The organism is Leisingera sp. ABD4_442 (assembly GCF_056160905.1).
In genome coordinates, this window is sequence record NZ_JBSWYB010000030.1 from 38,345 (window position 1) to 56,884 (window position 18,540).

The window sequence follows — 18,540 nt, forward strand, 5'->3', positions numbered from 1 at the left end:
ATCCTCACCGCGCCATGCCATGCTCCCGAAAGATCGCGTTTCCCCGCCATGGCCCCGCGCATGGGCCATGATACGAGGCGCAGGCATCTGTGAGGCTGCCTGCGTAACACCCGGAGACCGGCCCTGATAAAAAGGGGGTCGTCCAGGATATCCTGTCCGAGCAGGCCCCCGGCGGGGTCTGTCCACCTCCACCCGGCAGCGCTGCCACCCTTCACGGGAACCGCGCGGCATAGACAGCAGCAGCCAACAGCTAACCGCCCGGGCCCGGCGCCCCCGGCGGCTCATGGTGCTGCCCGCACCAAGCCCTGCCGCCGCTGCTTCTTTCTGGTCCAAAATACTCTGGGGGTGAAGGCCGCAGGGCCTGAGGGGGCAACGCCCCCTTTCAGCACCGCCTCCGCTCTGCCCCGGCCTGCAGACCGCAGACAAAAAAGGCCGCCCCAGCGGACGGCCCCTTTACATGCTGCAACCAGTCTTGCGCTTATTTCGGCCCCAGCGCCACCAGGCCCTTCAGGATGTCGATGGCATAGGCCAGCTGGTAATCCTGCTCGCGCAGCTCGGCGGCTTTCTCGGCCTTCTCGCGGTCGGCTTCGATCTGGCGGATCTCGTCCTCGCTCAGCGAATCGTTGTTCAGGCTGCCGCGCAGGTCGGCTTCGGAGCGCGACCGGCGGGTGGAGCCTTCCTCCTCCTCAGCTGCAGCGGTGCGGCGGGGCTGTTCCACCACGATGTCGGGGCTGACGCCCAGCGCCTGGATCGACCGGCCCGACGGCGTGTAATAGCGCGCGGTGGTCAGGCGCATGGCGCCCTCGCCCTTCAGCGGCATCACAGTCTGGACCGAACCCTTGCCGAACGACTTGGTGCCCACCACGATGGCGCGGCGGTGGTCCTGCAGCGCACCGGCCACAATCTCGGAGGCCGAAGCCGAGCCGCCGTTGATCAGCACCACAATCGGCTTGCCGTCGGCCAGATCGCCCGGGGTGGCATTGAAACGTTCGCCGTCTTCCGGGTTGCGGCCGCGGGTCGAGACGATCTCCCCCGACTCCAGGAAGCTGTCGGCCACCTTGATCGCCTGGGTCAAAAGCCCGCCCGGATTGTTACGCAGGTCCAGCACGATGCCGTTGACGTTGTCCATGCCGCCGGCTTCCTCGATCTGTTTCTTCAGACCGGATTCCAGGTTCGGCGTAGTCTGGTCGTTGAAGGTGGTGATCCGCATCACCACGGTGTCGCCCTCGGTGCGGCCGCGCACCGCGGTCAGCTTGATGGTGTCGCGGATGATCGACACGTCAAACGGCTCATCCTCGCCCTCGCGCACCACGGTGATCACGATTTCCGAGCCCACCGGCCCGCGCATGAGGTTGACTGCCTCGTCCAGCGACAAGCCCAGCACGCTTTCGCCGTCCACATGGGTGATGAAATCGCCGGCTTCCATGCCGGCCTCATCCGCCGGGGTGCCGTCGATGGGGGAGACAACTTTGACAAAACCTTCTTCCTGGGTGACCTCGATCCCCAGGCCGCCGAACTCGCCGCGGGTCTGCACCCGCATCCGGCTGGCGTCATCGGGCGACAGATAGCTGGAATGCGGGTCCAGCGAAGTCAGCATGCCGCCGATGGCCGCCTCGATCAGCTCCTTCTCGTCGACCTCCTCGACATATTGCGCGCGGATGCGCTCGAAGATATCGCCGAACAGGTCCAGCTGCTCATAGACGTTTGCCTCGCGCGTGCCTTCCTGGGCCAGCAAGGGGCCTGCCACATAGGTTGTTGCAACGATCCCTGCCAGCGTGCCGCCCAGGGCGGCCATCGCAAATTTTTTCATCAAGCCTTCATCCACCTTTTCCAGTGCGGAACCATGTTTCCGGGTCCACCGGGCTGTTGTCCATTCTCACTTCTATATAGAGCGTTTCTGTCCGGTCAGTTCCACCCCCTTCACCGCTAAGTGACAGAATTGCGTCCGGTTCCGGATTTTCTCCGCTCATCAGGCCAACGGGGGTACCCTCGGGGATCACCTGCCCCGCCTCGCCGAACACCTCGGCCAGGCCCGACAGCACAAACAGGGTTTCCGGCTGCGGCTCCAGAATCACCACATTGCCCAGATCCAAAAGCGGCCCGCGGTAGCGGATGGTGGCGGCAGCGGGCGCGGTGACCAAGGCCCGGGGACGGGCGGCGATCAGCAGGCCGGGGCGGGCAATGCCTGCGGCATCGCGCTCGCCATAGCCGCGCAGCACCAGCCCCTCGACCGGCAGCGGCAGGCTGCCGCGCAGATCGCTGATGTCGGCGCTGGTCTCGGCAATCTCGCCGCCGGCAATCTCCGCCAGCCCATCGGCAAAACCCGACAGTGTCTCGGTCGAGGAGATCAGGATCGCGGTGCGCACCGGATCGGCAGTAAAGCGTTTCGGCAGGGTGGTGCGGTCGGCAATGGCGGTGGACAGCTGCACCCGCGCGGCCTGCACCCCGGCCAGCCCCTCTTCCAGCGTCCGGGCCGCGTTCTGCTGCAGCATCCGCAGGGACTGCACCTCTTCCAGATCCGCCTTCAGCGTCTGCGCCCGGGCCTGCAGCGCCGGCGTCACCTCCGCCAGCATCATGGCCGAGCGCGCCGCGCCCAAAGGCCCGGAGGGATGCACCATCAGAACCGGCGGCGGCGAGGTTTCAATGGTCTGGATGATGCCCAGCAGGCCCGAGACTTCCTCCTGCCGGGCCGCCAATTGCGCACTCAGCTGCGTTTCGCGCCGCGCCACCCGGCGCAAGCCGTCACGCATCGCCGCCAGCCCTGCCTCAAAGGCCTGCACGGTGGCGGTCAGCGCCTTCACCCGGTCGCGGGAGCTGCCGGCCTCCTGCAGCTTGACAGAGGCCATCTCCAGCTGCGCGGCCGCCTCGCGCGCGGCCCCCGCCGGATCTGCCGCCTGCAGCGGCGCGGCCAGCAGCGCCAGCAGGATCAGGCCCGCGCACCGGATCATGACAACAGGCTCTCCCCGGTCATCTCAGCCGGTTTTTCCAAACCCATCAGTTCCAGAATTGTCGGCGCCAGATCGGCCAGCCGCCCGTCCCGCAGTTGCGCGTCCTGCGGCCCGCCGACCAGCGCCACAGGCACCAGGTTGAGCGTATGCGCCGTGTGGGCGCCGCCGGTTTCCGGATCAACCATCACCTCGCAATTGCCGTGGTCGGCTGTGACGATCATCGCGCCGCCCGCCTTCTCCAGCGCCTGAACCACCTGGGCCAGCCCCTGGTCCACCGCCTCGCAGGCGCGGATCGCAGCCTGCAGATCGCCGGTGTGGCCGACCATATCGGGGTTGGCATAGTTGGTGACAATCAGGTCATAGCCCGCTTCAATCGCCTCGACGAATTTCGCCGTCACCTCCGGCGCCGACATCTCCGGCTGCAGATCATAGGTCGCCACATTGGGCGACTTCGGCATGTAGCGGTCCTCGCCCTCCTCCGGCTCCTCCTTGCCGCCGTTGAGGAAGAAGGTCACATGCGGGTATTTCTCGGTCTCGGCCAGGCGGAACTGGCGCTTGCCCTGCTTGGCGACCCAGGCGCCCAGCGTATTGACGATTTCGGCCTTGGGGTAGCAAGTGGTCATGTATTCCGTGTGGCTGCCGGAATATTCCACCATGCCCAAAAGCCCCGCCAGCCGGGGGCGTGCGCCGGTATCGAACTCTGCAAAGCCCGGCTCGCCGATGGCGCGCAGGATCTCGCGGGCACGGTCGGCGCGGAAATTGAGGCAGAAGAAACCGTCGCCATCCTGCACGCCCTCATATCCCGCCAGCACGGTGGCGGCGATGAACTCATCCGTCTCAGACTGGTTATAGGCATGGTCCACCGCACCATGGGCTGTCTGGCCGGGACGCCCCTTGGCATGGATCATCGCATCATAGGCCTCGCTGACCCGCTCCCAGCGGTTGTCGCGGTCCATCGCGAAATAGCGCCCGGTGACGGTGGCGATGCGCGCGGCTTCGGGCAGTTTTTCCTGCAGCCTGCGGAAGTGGCGGAAGGCCGATTTCGGCGCCACGTCGCGACCGTCGGTGATCGCATGCAGCCAGACCGGCACGCCGACATCCGTGATCGCCCTGACCGCCGCCAGGATGTGGCTGATATGGCCATGCACACCGCCATCCGAGACCAGCCCCATGAGATGCGCTGCGCCGCCGGTTTCCTTGAGGCGGGCAATGAAGTCCTGCAGCGCCGCGTTTTCAAAGAAGCTGCCGTCCTCAATCGCCAGGTCGATCTGCCCCAGGTCCATCGCCACCACCCGGCCCGCGCCGATATTGGTGTGGCCCACCTCAGAGTTGCCCATCTGCCCGGTCGGCAGGCCCACATCCGGGCCATGGGTGATCAGCTTGGCCATCGGGCAGGTCTTTGCGATCTGATCCAGGGTGGGCGTCTGCGCCAGATACGGCGCATTTGCGGCGCCCGGCTCGCCGCTGCCCCAGCCATCGAGAATGCACAGGACAACGGGTTTGGGTGCGGTCATGGGTCGGGCTCCGGGGCTGGGCAGGTTGGGCAAGGTTCGCAAGCCTTCTAGCGCCTTGCCGCGCCGGGGTGAACCAGCATTCCTGCCACAGTTGGCGTTATCAGGCGCGCGCACCCGGCAACGCTCCTTCATCTTTCCCCAAATACTCAGTTTCGGGCCGGCGCCCCGGCGGCCTGGGCATCAGCACAGGTACCCGCCGTGCCAGATCACTGCCAAGTGCCTCAGCCGGATAGTACCGCCCCAGAATTCCGGGTTGCAGCAGATCGGCATTGCCATCCAGAAAGGCATCCGTGTCCGTATAGTCCCCCGTTGCCATCCGCTCCGCCGCCAGGCTCAGGAAAGCCAGCGTCACCGTGGCATTGAATTTCTCCGGCACCCCGGCAGCCTCTGTCAGCCGGCGCAGGCCGCGGGCATAGATGGCCATGCCCTCGAACACTTCGTGGCGGCAGAGGATTTCATAGGCCACCCCCAGATGCGCCCGGTGGCTGAAGCCCTGCGGCTGCAGCGTGCCCGCAGCCAGTTCCGCGGCCATCACGGCATAGTCTGTGCGTTCGCTCATTGCGGATCCTCCGTCAGGCTGTGACTGTCGGCAGCGGTCAGGTCCAGCCCGTAAACCGCCCGCAGCGCTTCGATCTTGCTCAGGGTTTCTTCCGAGAACGGCGCCTTGCCCTCAAAGGCGTGCAGCGCCATGCCCTCGACCAGCTCCGCTACCGGGATATCCAGGTACTCCGCCAGCGCTTTCATGGTCTTCAGCAGCCGCACCTCCAGGCGCAGGCCGGTTTGAACACGGGTCACAGGTTTCATCACGCCCTCCTTTCAGAGGGTTGATATAAAGTGCTTCAACTTTGGTATCAAGGTACCAAGGTAAAAATGGCCACGCCCTGCCCCTTTCATCTTTCCCCAAATACTCAATTCCCCGGCCCGCCCTGCACGCCGCCGCCCATGTTCTGCGGCGTCAGCAGATGCCGGATCAGCGCCACCGGATGCGCCCGCAGGGACAGGCGCATGGCGACGTAATCCTCCACCACCTCCTCGCCCAGCCCCATCTGCGGCAGGTCCGCCTCCGGCTCATGGATCGCCTCACCGTCCAGCTCGCGGGCAAACAGCGGCAGCGGTTTGCGGGCGGTGATTGCCTTGGCGGCCCACAAGGCCTCGCGCCGGTTGAGGCCAAGGACGGCAAAGGCATCGGCTTCGGCCAGCCGCTCGATCACCGGCGGCGCGATGCCGGCCTTGCGCCAGACGTCCTCCACCTCGTGATAGCCGTTGCCGCGGGCGGCAGTCAGCCAGACGGCGTCCTCATCCCGCAGGCCCTTCACCTGCCGGAACCCCAGCCGCAGCGCCAGGCCGCCGTGGCCGTCCGGCTCCATCACGTTGTCCCAGTAGGAGTTGTTGATGCAGACCGGGCGCACCTCCACCCCGTGCTCGCGGGCATCACGCACGATCTGGGCAGGCGCGTAGAACCCCATCGGCTGCGCATTCAAGAGCGCGCAGGCAAAGATCCCCGGGTGGTGGCATTTGATCCAGGCCGAGGCATAGACCAGCAGCGCGAAACTGGCGGCATGGCTTTCGGGGAAGCCGTAGGAGCCGAAGCCCTCGATCTGGGAAAAGCAGCGTTCGGAGAACTCCGCGTCATAGCCGTTCTTCGCCATGCCGCGCAGGAACAGGCTGCGGAATTCGCTGACGTTGCCGTGTTTCTTGAAGGTCGCGAGCGACCGGCGCAGCCGGTCGGCCTGCTCCGGCGTGAAGCCCGCTCCGACGATGGCGATCTGCATCGCCTGCTCCTGAAACAGCGGCACGCCAAGGGTCTTGCCCAGCACCTCGCCCAGCGCGTCGGAGGGGAAATGCACCGGCTCCTCGCCATTGCGGCGGCGGATATAGGGATGCACCATGTCGCCCTGGATCGGGCCGGGGCGGACGATGGCGACCTCGATCACCAGGTCATAGAAATTGCGCGGCCGCATCCGGGGCAAGAAGTTCATCTGCGCCCGGCTTTCGACCTGAAACACACCCACACTGTCGGCCCGGCACAGCATGTTGTAGACTGCCGGGTCCTCCGGCGGCAGGGTGGCCAGGCTGTAGTCCAGCTGGTGGTGCTGCTGCATCAGATCAAACGCCTTGCGGATGCAGGTGAGCATCCCCAGAGACAGCACATCGACCTTGAGGATGCCCAGCGTGTCGATGTCATCCTTGTCCCAGCAGATCACCGTGCGCCCCTCCATGGTGGCGTTTTCAATGGGCACCAGCTCATCGAGCCGCCCTTGGGTGATGATGAAGCCGCCCACATGCTGGCTGAGGTGGCGCGGGAAGCCGATGATCTGCTCCACCAGCTGCAGGGTCAGCTGCAGGCGGCGGCTGTCCGGGTCCAGCCCGATCTCGCGCATCCGCTCCGCCTCCACCCCCTTGCTGCTGAAGAAGCCCCAGAGCTGCGAGGACATGGCCGAGATCGTGTCCTCTGTCAGCCCCATGGCGCGGCCCACCTCGCGGATGGCGCGCTTGCCGCGGTAGTGGATCACCGTGGCACAGAGGCCCGCGCGGTGGCGGCCGTAGCGTTCATAGATCCACTGGATCACCTCCTCGCGCCGCTCGTGTTCAAAATCGACATCGATATCGGGCGGCTCGTCGCGGGCTTCACTGACGAAACGTTCGAACACCATGGTGCCCAGTTCCGGGCTGACGGAGGTCACGCCCAGGCAGTAGCAGACCACCGAGTTTGCCGCCGAGCCGCGGCCCTGGCAGAGGATCCCGCGGGAGCGGGCAAAGGCGACGATGTCGCGCACGGTGAGGAAATAGGGGTCGTATTTCAGCTTGGCGATCAGGGCCAGCTCATGCTCCAGCAGCTGGCGCACCTTATCCGGCGCGCCGCCCGGGTAGCGCCAGCTGAGGCCCTCCTCGGCCAGCCGCCGCAGCCGCTGCGGCGGGGTTTCGCTCTCGCGCCCCTCGTCCGGGTAGTCATAGCGCAGTTCATCCAGAGAGAAGGTCAGCTGCTCCGCCAGACGGGCGGCATTGGCCACCGCCGCCTCGTGGCCGCGGAACAGGCGGTGCATTTCGGCCCCTGAGCGCAGGCGCTGCTCCGCGTTGGCCATGGCGGCGCGGCCCAGCTCCTCCACCTTGCAGCGCAGGCGGATGGCACTCAGCACATCGCCCAGACGGCGGCGGCTGCCGTGGTGCATCCTGGGCGCGGCGCTGGCCAGCGGTGGCAGGTTCAGATAGGTGGCAAGCTCTGCCAGCTGCGCAAAGCGCAGCCGGTCGCCGCCGTCATAGGCGGGGGCCATCAACAGGTGCATGCGGGCGCCAAAGCGGCGCGTCAGCGCGTCCATATGCGGCCCCCATCCATCCGCGCCGCCGGGCAAATGCTGCGCCTGCGGCAGCAGCAGCAGGTGGAGACCTTCCGCAAACTCCAGGAGGTCGGAGAGATGCAAGGTGCAGCTGCCCTTTTCCGCCCTCAGCCGCCCGGTTGAGAGCAGCCGGGTCAGGCTGCCCCAGCCGGTGCGGTTGACGGGCAGCACGATCACCTGCGGCGCATCGGTGAAGATCAGCTTTGCGGCCGGGATCAGCCGCACGGTTTCATAAACCGGGAAGGAGGCGGGTTGCGGAATATCTGCGGGGCGCGGCGGGCCGATGGGGGTGTGTGTGCGGTCCCAGGCCTGCCGCTCCCGCACCCGCCGCGCGATATCGCGGCATTCGGCATGGGCACGCACGATGCCCGCGACCGAGTTTTCGTCCGCGATGGCAAAAGCGCCAAGCCCCAGCTCCAGCGCGCGCGCCGCATATTCCTCCGGATGGGAGGCCCCGGTGAGGAAGGTAAAGTTCGAAAGGCAGGCGAATTCGGCAAACATGCCCCGCATGATATTCCCGTTTTGTTCTCATGTGGAGTCCTGCTGGACGGCCTGCGGCAAACGCCGCCCGCGCCGCGCGCCTGCGCGGCGCCACGCCCAACCGCCGAAAGGCATTTTCAATGCCTGCACGGCGGGCGGGAGCCCCCCGCTCCAATGCGGGATGCGCAAGATCCGGGTCGATTACCGCCGCGCAGACCGGCAGGGTGCTGACAGCAAAGGAGTTTCAGCATGACCAAGATCACAGCCCTGCCCACCGATGTTGTCCGCGCCCTGCAAGACGGCGGCACCGACGCCTATGGCCGCCCCCCGGAGCGCGCCGTCTCGGACGGCGGCGGCAACCCCTGCCGCCATTGCCTGAAATACATCCCCGAAGGCGCAGAGATGCTGATCCTCGCCCACCGCCCCTTCCCCGAGGCACAGCCCTATGCCGAGACCGGGCCGGTCTTCCTGTGCGCCAGCCATTGCGATCGGCATGAAGGGAGGGAATTGCCGGAGATGCTGACCGGCTCGCCCGACTACCTGATCAAGGGCTACTGCGCGGAGGACCGCATCGTCTATGGCACCGGCATTGTGATCCCGCAGCCGGAAATGATGGCGCAGGCCGGAAAGATCCTGGAGGATGAGCGGGTTGCCTACGTCCATATACGGTCGTCGCGCAACAACTGCTATCAGGCGCGGATTGACCGGGGGTGACCAAAGAGCGGAGGGCGGCGGCGGCGTCTCACTCCGTCAGCCAATGGCAGCACTGAGCCCACAGCAGTCATTGACCACCAGGCCTACCTTCGCGTGTGCTTTGGTCCGCGAACGGTGCTAAGCGGCCATTGAAAGCTCTATCAGGGAAGGTCAGCCGAGCCTGACGGAGCTGCCGTTCGGAGGGGCGAGCAATGATCGGTCCCAGGTCAAAGCGGACTGGCTCCACCACGAGTGCAGAACAGGTGGATACTGACAAATAGGGCGGTTAATTGTTAAGAATGGACACTACGAAAGGCTAGCGCAGAGGTTAAGCTTGGTGAAGCAACTTTTTGGGTTTTTGTTGGAGCCTTCCGCAGCCCATACGAGGTGGGCCTTTTTGGCGCTGGCTATTATGTCTGATCAGGTGGCTTTCTATGCCCTAGCGCTTGTGATGATATTCTTGGTATTGCCGACGATTTTCCGGGTCGTTCACCTATCTAGTGCGGTCGGCTCACTGGAAGTGCTTGCACAGCGAATGCGTGAAAGTGCTCCCACTCCTTGGCTAAAGATCAAGCCTTATTCTCGGGGCGACCTCATCAATAAATTTGGATTCACCCAATATAGCGTTCCTTTCAATGGAAACGGGAGCTTATTTCTAATTAAAAAGGTGGGGTCGGTGGATATGAATCACTATTGTTACATAAGCACTCTATCGAATGTTTATGTAGAGACGGTAAATGCCGATGTTGATTTTGAAACTCTTCCTGCTGCACAAAAATTCATGATCTATCATGAGCTTGCCCACTCGTCCTTTTTGGGCGCCGAATACTGGGTTGCGCAGCGCGCGGAGCTTCTTTTTGTTCCAATAACGCTGGGGCTTCTAGTTGTCTTCTTGCACCAAGATGTGTCTTCGTTCCTCTTGGCACCTGTCGCTGTTCTCGCGTTTTTTGTCATGTACCATGCAACGCGGGTCTACCGAAATACGACCTCCGAACAGGTTGCAGACCGACTGGCCTTGCGCTGGATATGCCGGGAAGATCCGGAGCAGGCCATTCGGATTGGTCAAATGAAAATCCGTCGCTGGGACGCCTTTCTTGAAAGCAACGCGAGAATGAGGCGGATGGACCGGCACCTCGCCATTGAGAGGCGAAAAGCTATGGATCATCTCGTCAGGACGATCCAGGATTGGCGGGACGGAAAGACAACAATTGATCCCGACAGGATAGCTTGGCCGCTGCGCTTGCCCTTCCATTTCCTTCTGGCGGTAGTTTCCCTGTCTCTTATACTGTTTTGGAGCAGCGCGCCGTCCCCAGAACAAACAGCGGCGCTAAGTTGGCTCGTCGGAACTGGATTATTGCTTCTTATGATGGTCGGGACGTTCTACACGGTGAAGCAAATACGCTTGGATGCGTATATCCAGTCGAGGCTTAAGGAGGTGAAGGAAGATGACGACATATCGTGACATATTACGGGCCGTCGATGCAGAACTCGACGAATGGATACCCCAACCGGTCCTTGACGATGCCGTCCGGGCCGTCGAGGCTGATGGCGACCTTCGGGCCTATGTTGCCGATAATTCCTCACATATGCCGGATGTAGCCCCCTATTCCGGGTACGACTTATACTCATCTCTAGTTGCAATTCTCGTGACCGCGAAGGCAGTTTGGAGCATGGTGACGTTCGCCGACAAGGTATCGAACTTGGCTCTCGATCACAACGCGAAGCTTGCCATTGCCGAGAAGGTTGTCCTGCGTTTAAGGCAGGCAGGCATGAACTACCCTGCGGATAAGGTCCAGATATGGGTCGACGATATCTTGGAGAAACTAACTAATCCCGAGTGACTTCGTTTCTTCGTCGTTTCCGGGCGATGGCGCGCTCACCCGCACCTTTGTAACCGGGGTCATTCAAATGTAATTCTGGTTACCTTTTGGACAGCGCCAAATGGGGCTTTCGGTGCATTGCAGACCTCAGTGCAGCGCGCAGCATCGGTCAAACTGGGCTCGATCCGGCCGCCCGTTGCGGTGAGCACCGACGGCCCTCTAGAGCCCTATGCGGACCTTGGGTAGCGGCTACAAAGCCCGCCCTGTTGTGAAAGAAAAGGTTGTCATTGAATGTCCGCTCTTCGGAAGGATCCAAAGCCCTCCTTTTGTGGATTATTGACGGTGCATAACCACTACCTCAATTAAACTCACCTATTAAGGGAGTGAGAAAAACCCCGCTCCCCTTATCATCTAGGCGATGATCCCTGCGGGCGCACGCCGCAAGCGCCCGCAGGTCTCCTTTGCTGAAGTCAGCCGCCCCGAGTTGATCAGTTCTTCATCAGAGCTACCTAGAATAAACTTCATGGTAACATGGAGTTGCAACCCGTGAATTAACCAGTTAGGGGTTTAAGTGTCCCCAGGGGTTGCGCTCCTTTTCTGGATGGCTTTCGACCATGCAACTCAAGGCTGCGATCTTCACCCTTATCCTTGCCGCACCGATACTACCATTTTCACAGTTTGAACTACATCAAAAGTCAAGGATCCTTTGGTGCATGAACCCTACTCGCTCGGTCGTTTAGAGTGAAAACTCTGTTTCGAACCCATTTGACGCGCGAGAGACAAGCAGACTGAGGTCAACTTCACACAAGCAGTTTGCCTGAAGCATTCCGCAATCTGATTACGGGTCGTCAAATTCCTCCCCCGTGAAAAGTCAATAAAGCTGCACTATTTTAAGGTTACATTTTGTGGTAGTCTTGGTTGTGTCGACCGAGGTTGGCTCGCCAGAAAACTTTAATCTGATCTCGAGTTGAACGAACACAGTGTACTTTAATGAGACTCGATGTGTGTTAGGAGTCTGAGTTCAGAAATGGTTGATCTACTAAGAGCAATGGAAATCTCGTACACGCTTGACACAGTCAGGTATCCTCGCGGGAAAAATCTCGACATTTGGATTGATGAGGTAGAAGACATTTTACGTCTCACCTTGCCAAGCGAATCCAAGCTTTTGCTACGACTAAGTGACATTAGAGATGAGGTAAACAAAGAGGGCCCACAAGTTTCATTCAGCGAGGACTCTCCTTGGCTAATCAAGATTACTTCTCAGGTATCAGACCTAATTGACATCGCTCAAATGCGCCTAAAACTCAACACTGATCAGGTAAGCGGGCAACAGCTTGATCGTATTGTTCGGAGCACCTTTCATGAGCAATTTATCGATAGCTGGCCGCTTCGGGCCATGTTTTTAATTACAATAATCGCTGCAGTCGTGACATTCGGAGGATCTTTGTTGACCTCCATCGATGTCAAAAATGGCCGCGAAGAAATCACGCAACAATTGGAGAGATTCGATAACACCATTAAGACGCAGGAAAAAGAGTTTGCAGACCTTCTTGAAGAATCCCTGCGAAGCGCAACGAACGAAGCCAACTTAGCCACATTGAGAATTCAAGAGATCTTAAGGGCGGTACGGGAAAAGGTAGGCGATCAAGATCACTCTTTTGCGCAGGAAATACACGCTGCGCGTGCCAACCTCCAATCAATACAAGCAGAGTTGGAGGGATTGGAAAGCCTTGTGGTGTCCAGCAAAGGTGAAATACAAGAAAAGTTGGAAATCGCAAATAAAGAGGTCGTTTCATTTGCTACCCTTGCAAACCAGAGGCTCGAAGAACTTCAATTTGAGATGAGTGAGGTTGACGAAAAATCCACCTCGAATGCAACTAAGCTCTCCAAAATACTCCCCCCCAAAGTTACACAATTCCTTGAAAGCGAAGTAAAATGGAAAGATATGCTTTTGACCATTGCGGCTTTGACCTTTATTGGGTTCAGCATCCTCCTCTTGTGGCACACATTCAGAAAAATACTTAGAACACTCTCCACTTCCAGTTCTTGAGATCCATTATAGGTTGAGTTCGGTTGTCAGAATATCATGCGGTCAACAGCCTAACTGCAGGAAGCAACAAGGATTTCCTGCAAAAATGTGCAGACGAGATACCCGTTTTAGTCTGCATTTCCTTTAGCTCCGTGACTATCGAGTTGTCGAGATGCCCTTTGAAGAACTATTGACCAAGCTAGGCATTGGATCAGCCTTAGCGATTGTTTTGTTCCCGCTGTGGAAGGGAGATGATTTTTTCTCCGAAACCTTTAGAGACGATGTGAAGGATTGGCTCTTAAATATCCGCGCCCCAAAAAACAACTTCGCGGTACAGATCTCCCTTGGAATTTTCAACAAAATTTTTGGCTCTAAATTAATCTCGCTCAGGTCACTGATGGCATCCGCTGCACTAACAACTTTTTTTTCCGCTTGGGCTGTAGCGTGGTTGACCGGCAGCAGGTTCCATATGCATCTACTGTCAACCCATCTACCCATAATAATTGCGTGCGGATACTGCTCCCAAGTTTGGACGCGTATGGCGATGAAACTAGCCTCACAACTCAAAAGTTCAGTTTGTATTTTCGGAATTCTAGTTGTTGACTATTTTGTTGCAACACTTCTCGCAACTCTACCACTGTTACTCGTTGGGTTTCACACTTACCTCAATGCCTTGCCTTCTCTGATAAAGGCAAGCGCCTTGCTTCCTATAGGACTTATTTTCGGGCACACACACGCGACCAGCTTTTTATTTGACGTAACATCGGCATACTGGCTACCTGTAGTAGCCACTTGGTTCTCATCGCTGATCTACTCAGCTATGGTTTGGGGGGCATTCTTAGGATCCCTAACAGCAAAACTTGCAAATCGCCTAAATCACCTTCACTCGATTGCAACATACATATTACCCATCGACAAAACCCCAATTCGCTCCATTGGCATATCCCTACTTGCTCTCTCCATCTTGTCAATTTTATCAAGATCCGTCCTTCTGGAATTGAATTTAATACCCATCTTTTCCCCTCCTGGAGAGGATGCAATATACGTTGATTAAATTGCCTTAGCATCTAAATCGGCCAAGTGAAGCATTCCAACTCATTGCGATCTGACCCTGAGCCGCACTGAGTTTTTCGAGGCGTCAACTCCCAAGTAGAAGGCTTGTTGGAGAGATATCGATATGAACAAAAGATTGGTAATGCCTTTGTAAAGAATAGGGCTTCAGCCTTACCAGGGCTACGAGTGCACCCGCGTTGGCACGTCTGGATTGCAAGACCGGTTGCGTGGGCTGGGTAGTACAGTCGCAACGTCTGATCGATGCTATCGTCGCGTCAGATGAAGCGCCAGCGGCGGCGATTTTAGAAGGTCTGAGGGAGTTCCAGGCGCCCGCCGCTGACGCGCCTCCGATAGCCGACTAGAGGTAGAATTTCCCCTCTACCGAAAACCCGTTCGGTTCTCCCCACGCTACGGCTTCCACATCTGCGCGACTGTCGTTGGCGCATGAGGCCTAAGGCCGTTGGATGTTTGCAGCCATGCGCCGTCTTTGCGTTCTATCCAGGCAGACGTATAGAAGACCATCTTGTGAGCGTGTTCAAGCAAGGGAGGGTGGGTAAAGAAGTTAAGCCATTTTTAAAGCGCAATGCTCTTGAGCATTCTTAGTGCTTTAGCCAACTGGAAACCTAGGAGACATTGAGGTTAATTGCCTTGACCGAAACGCTGATCTACCTAAACTTAGGTTGCCTTCCGGTGACGTAAGACACTTGAGGAGGCTCGCAATTACCGCGTTGTCTAGTGCTGCGCAGGAGGATTAAATGAATATTTTCGCATGCTCTCTCTACATGATTTTTGCCAGCTCACTTTCGGCGGCGGCTTGCCAAAACAACTTAAATTTGAACATACCGACAAATGATCCCGATGATATTGCAAGCGCAGAAATGTTTAAGAGTGTCGTAGAAGAAAGAACAGGAGGAGCAACTTGCGTTCAACTTTTTCCGGCATCGACACTGTATTCATCGACGCATGCCTTGGCTGCCCTACAGCAGGGACAGCTGGATATTTCAATTGTTCCGGCAAACCGTCTGGCCAAGATCAGTCGGGGTATGAAAATATTTCAAGCCCCCTTCTTATTTAATGATCCCGATACAGTGCACGAATTCATGATGGATTCGTCAAGCTCTATAATTATGCAGCCTATTTTGGACAACGGTCTGGTTCCGCTTACCTTCTGGTCAGCAAACGCCGCACAACTCTACTCGGAAAAACCAATTCAACGAATGGAAGACCTAGCTGGTGCAACCGTCAGGGTTATGGGTGCTAGCGGTCTTGAAGGTATGGCGGACAGTATGGATTTTTCAGTGTCCAGAGCCGCTTGGAGCGCATTTTCAGAAGAGCTTAGCAAAGGAGATTTTTCAACGTTTGAGACAACCCTTGCGCCGGACAGGGTATACGGTTTGGCTGGTTCTGAGTTATCTGTAACCGCAACCAACCATTCCTATGACGCCAATTTTCTCTTGATGAATAGAAATGTTTTGTATGCTTTGGATGAGGCGACACGAGAGATTGTGCTCGATGCCGGAGCACTTAGTGGGAGCGACCGCAAGAAGAGAGGTTGCACGAAAAAAAGTTCTAGTATGGAAATTGCCGAGGCCAATGGTCTAGCAATAGCGACACTCGCAGATAGAGACTATCAAAAAATCCAAGAGCACGCTTCGCGGAAATGGGGTCAGTTCATCGATACCGACATCTTAGCAGCCGCCGTTGCCTTTTGCCCCGAATGCTCTGGAACTGCACCTCGACCAAAACCTAAGTGCAAGAAGTAAGTCAGATGACACCAGATGATGAAGGGGTTGAGGCAAAAAAAAATGGTTGGAAGCTAAAGCGTGAAATTGATCTGTTTACTTTCCCGTCTCTTTTTCTGTCGGTTTTAGCTGTTGGCGGCGTTTTTCTTGCCTTTTTCTCCAATCCCGAGACCAAATACATAGACAATAGATGGTTGGTTCTAGTTAAACACAAGTTTGACTCTGGAGATGTGGTGGTAAAGGCCGCAAAATCAAATGGATATTTGAACCTAAACAGGGGTAACAAGTCCGATGCGCTTGTATGGGAAAATGTCGACATAAAGGTTGGCGGATGCACCATTATTTTGGAGTGGAAGGAGACTGGTGTTTGGGCAGGCGATGAGCGGAGTTTTTCCTTCAAAGACACGAAAGGCGAGGCCAATCTCCCGCGAGAAGTAAAAAGCGGCGAAGTAGTCGCACACGACACGCATTATCACCCCCTAAATGTGGAAGCTTCCAACAACGCGTCAGAAAACTGTGATGACAGCGGCTCAAGCCTAAAGTGGTCCAATTTTTCTGATTTGGTTAAGGAAAACAAAAGGGTAACAGCATCAATCTATGCTGAGTTCTTGAATGAGGGTCTCAAAGAGATGGCTACGTGTGTTTTTTCGGTCGAAGACGATGACAGATTTTTTTCCGACCCAAACGGAGTGTGGTTTGAGTTTGCGTGTGACTAGCATCTTGATGCTCTTCAATCTTGGGTGCTTCGCTGGCCAAGCCATAACAACTCTATAAGTTTGGGCTCCCTCCTGCCATCTGCCGTTACGAGCACTGACGGCCCGTTGAGCCCATTGCAGTCCTTGGTTGCCCGTCAGCTCTTCGCATGTGCAGTACGACGCAGACCACGCCAAGCCGACGTTCAGCACTCGGCAGGAGGAGATGGGCCGCTAACCGGCACCCTTTAACTTCCTGGTCAAGACGAGCCAGATGTAGCGACCCCAATCCGTCCGTCAAACAAGACACCCTCTCCCGGCAAGTGCCGGGAGGGATTTACTGGAGCCGTTACAGCTTTGTCAGATGAAGATGATGTCTGTTTCTGCTACATCCATGCTGCTCAAGCCGGTTAGCATAATGACTGTCGCAACTGATGGGTCTGTGAAGCTGATTTGCAGGTCATTACCGGTATCTGCAAGTGCAAGATCCGTGAAATTAGTACCCTCCGGCAGTCCGGCAGAGCTGATTTCAATCAGGTCCACACCGGCTTCAAAGCCATTGACTGTGTCTGTGCCGGTCGAAGCGCCGAACACAAATGTGTCCTCCCCGCTGCCGCCGGTGAGGATGTCATCTCCGTTGCCACCGTCGAGCCTGTCGTCACCGCCTCCGCCATAAATGGTGTCAGCGCCTTCAAGCCCCAATATGGTTTCCCCTGCCGCGCTACCCATGAATAGATCATCCCCGGTGCTGAGGACAGTGTCTTGGACCGTTGGCGGAGACAGGAGGACTTGAGAGTAAATTCCTTTACTTTCTTCCCAAGTCACAACCAAATGGCCGCTTGATAGCTGATCAAGATCGGAAATGAAGTTCGCACCATTTGATGTTTCTATAGTCACAACGTCTGTCAGCGCATTGCCAGCCTCGTCAAACGACTGCACATAAAGATCGCCGTTCCTCTTGTGCCAGGCTACTGCGACCCCTCCACTGGAAAGTGCAATTGCCTGCCATTCTGCACCCATGTCAGTCATTGCTGCGCCGGTTGCCAATATTCCCTCGCCTCCCGAGGATGTGCCGTCGCCATAGAATTTTTGAAAACGCAGCTGATCTGGTGAGCCATCATGCTTCCACAGAACCATGAAGCCACCATTTTCCAGTGCAACCATGCGCGAATGCTCCTGATCATCTGCGGTGGTTGTGTTCACATGGAACTCGCTGACAATTGGCGCACCGTTGGCATCATAAATCTGACCGTATATTCCACCAGCAGAGTCACTGACTACTACGCCTTGAGAGAACCCTTTGGTTGCGGTCCAAGTCACCACGTAGCCTCCGCCATTCAATGCCAGGATTTCTGGATCCGTCTGGTTGTAATACGCAGGATCGGGCACTCGTACTGGGCCAGTCAGCGGGTTTCCGGCGGCATCAGTATGAATCTCGGGTGTCCCATCAGCCTCAAACTGCTGAAGGTACACGCTACGATTGCTGCTGGAGCCATGGTATTCGTACCAGACGATAGCATAGCCACCGCCCTCAAGAGCAGCAATATCGGCTGTTTTGGAGTAAGCGGCGGTGCTGTTAGGGTTGACGGCAATTTCATCCCCGAGTTTGCCGTCTGCATTGACCCGCTGGGCATAGATATCACCACGTCCATTGGTCCGGCTGGTGCCTGACATCCAGGTCACCAAAACGCTTCCATCTTCCAGGGTAACCGCTTCCGGGCTGGTCTGGTTATCAGCTGTTGTTGTGTTGATCTGGAAGATCGGCCCGACTTCATTGCCGACCGTATCATAGCGCTGGCCCCAGATGCCGGTGCCGTCACCATCACTGGAGGCCCACACTAGCGTCCGTCCGCCATCCTGCTGCGCTGCAGAGGACGGGTCATAGGCATCCAAAATGGTAGGAAGCAGCTCCACCGGGCCGTCCCCTACTAAGCTAGTCGGCGGCGCATCCAGGGTCTGGGTGTGGATTTCCTGAGCCTGCTCGGCTTCCCAGGTGACCATCAGGCGGCCATCCGACAGCTGGTCCAGATCGACCCCGAAGGCATAGCCACCGCCGGTGCCGTTCTCGGTCGGTATCAGCGTCTCCGCTGTGAGCGCATTGCCGTCAAGATCAAAGCTCTGAACGTAAAGGTCGGCATGGGTGTTCTGCCAGGCCACGGCAATGCCGCCGCCGGACAGCGGAATGACGGTCCAGTTTTCATCGCTGCTGGAAAGCGTGCCCAATTGACCGTCTG

At 58.0% G+C, this 18,540-nt stretch carries 13 protein-coding genes and 1 pseudogene; 7 read left to right on the forward strand and 7 right to left on the reverse strand.

The window, feature by feature from the left end; all coding sequences use genetic code 11:
• Nucleotides 1-478: 478 nt before the first annotated feature.
• The 6 genes from ACXAHG_RS18095 to ACXAHG_RS18120 form a co-directional block, all read right to left on the reverse strand.
• Complete coding sequence (locus ACXAHG_RS18095) at nt 479-1,810, reverse strand: S41 family peptidase (RefSeq protein ID WP_475059534.1); 1,332 nt, start codon at nt 1,808-1,810, stop codon at nt 479-481.
• Nucleotides 1,811-1,817: 7 nt separating this feature from the next.
• Nucleotides 1,818-2,948, reverse strand: coding sequence for a murein hydrolase activator EnvC family protein (locus ACXAHG_RS18100; protein WP_475059536.1), 1,131 nt, complete (start codon nt 2,946-2,948; stop codon nt 1,818-1,820).
• Entirely contained in the window at nt 2,945-4,462 is a 1,518-nt protein-coding gene (gene gpmI, locus ACXAHG_RS18105; protein WP_475059538.1) for a 2,3-bisphosphoglycerate-independent phosphoglycerate mutase, read from the reverse strand. Before gpmI ends, ACXAHG_RS18100 begins: the two co-directional genes overlap by 4 nt.
• 100 nt (nt 4,463-4,562) lie before the next feature.
• A complete protein-coding gene (locus ACXAHG_RS18110; RefSeq protein WP_475039812.1) occupies nt 4,563-5,021 on the reverse strand; it encodes a hypothetical protein in 459 nt (152 codons plus the stop codon).
• Entirely contained in the window at nt 5,018-5,266 is a 249-nt protein-coding gene (locus ACXAHG_RS18115) for a hypothetical protein (RefSeq protein ID WP_475039813.1), read from the reverse strand. Before ACXAHG_RS18115 ends, ACXAHG_RS18110 begins: the two co-directional genes overlap by 4 nt.
• A 104-nt stretch (nt 5,267-5,370) precedes the next feature.
• The gene (locus tag ACXAHG_RS18120; protein WP_475059540.1) at nt 5,371-8,298 is read right to left on the reverse strand and encodes an error-prone DNA polymerase; all 2,928 of its coding nucleotides are present in this window, start codon (nt 8,296-8,298) and stop codon (nt 5,371-5,373) included.
• 228 nt (nt 8,299-8,526) lie between these two features.
• On the opposite strand from ACXAHG_RS18120, the gene ACXAHG_RS18125 reads away from it, so the two are divergent.
• The 7 genes from ACXAHG_RS18125 (at nt 8,527) to ACXAHG_RS18155 (ending at nt 16,330) form a co-directional block, all read left to right on the forward strand.
• The gene (locus tag ACXAHG_RS18125; protein ID WP_475059542.1) at nt 8,527-8,991 is read left to right on the forward strand and encodes a DUF1203 domain-containing protein; all 465 of its coding nucleotides are present in this window, start codon (nt 8,527-8,529) and stop codon (nt 8,989-8,991) included.
• A gap of 316 nt (nt 8,992-9,307) precedes the next feature.
• Nucleotides 9,308-10,432, forward strand: a complete 1,125-nt coding sequence (locus ACXAHG_RS18130) for a hypothetical protein (RefSeq protein WP_475059544.1) — start codon at nt 9,308-9,310, stop codon at nt 10,430-10,432.
• Nucleotides 10,416-10,811: a hypothetical protein gene (locus ACXAHG_RS18135; protein ID WP_475059546.1), complete on the forward strand. Its 396-nt coding sequence runs from the start codon at nt 10,416-10,418 to the stop codon at nt 10,809-10,811. Before ACXAHG_RS18130 ends, ACXAHG_RS18135 begins: the two co-directional genes overlap by 17 nt.
• Nucleotides 10,812-11,817: 1,006 nt before the next feature.
• Nucleotides 11,818-12,840 carry a hypothetical protein gene (locus tag ACXAHG_RS18140; protein WP_475059549.1) on the forward strand — a complete coding sequence of 341 codons (1,023 nt, stop codon included), beginning with the start codon at nt 11,818-11,820 and terminating at the stop codon, nt 12,838-12,840.
• A gap of 169 nt (nt 12,841-13,009) precedes the next feature.
• On the forward strand, nt 13,010-13,873 hold the full coding sequence (locus tag ACXAHG_RS18145) for a hypothetical protein (protein ID WP_475059551.1): 864 nt from the start codon (nt 13,010-13,012) through the stop codon (nt 13,871-13,873).
• A 754-nt stretch (nt 13,874-14,627) separates the two neighbouring features.
• Complete coding sequence (locus tag ACXAHG_RS18150; protein WP_475059553.1) at nt 14,628-15,635, forward strand: TRAP transporter substrate-binding protein; 1,008 nt, start codon at nt 14,628-14,630, stop codon at nt 15,633-15,635.
• A 5-nt stretch (nt 15,636-15,640) separates the two neighbouring features.
• Nucleotides 15,641-16,330, forward strand: coding sequence for a hypothetical protein (locus ACXAHG_RS18155; RefSeq protein ID WP_475059555.1), 690 nt, complete (start codon nt 15,641-15,643; stop codon nt 16,328-16,330).
• Nucleotides 16,331-16,666: 336 nt separating this feature from the next.
• On the opposite strand, the pseudogene ACXAHG_RS18160 reads toward ACXAHG_RS18155, so the two are convergent.
• Nucleotides 16,667-18,540: pseudogene (locus tag ACXAHG_RS18160) on the reverse strand (hypothetical protein); the annotation flags it as partial.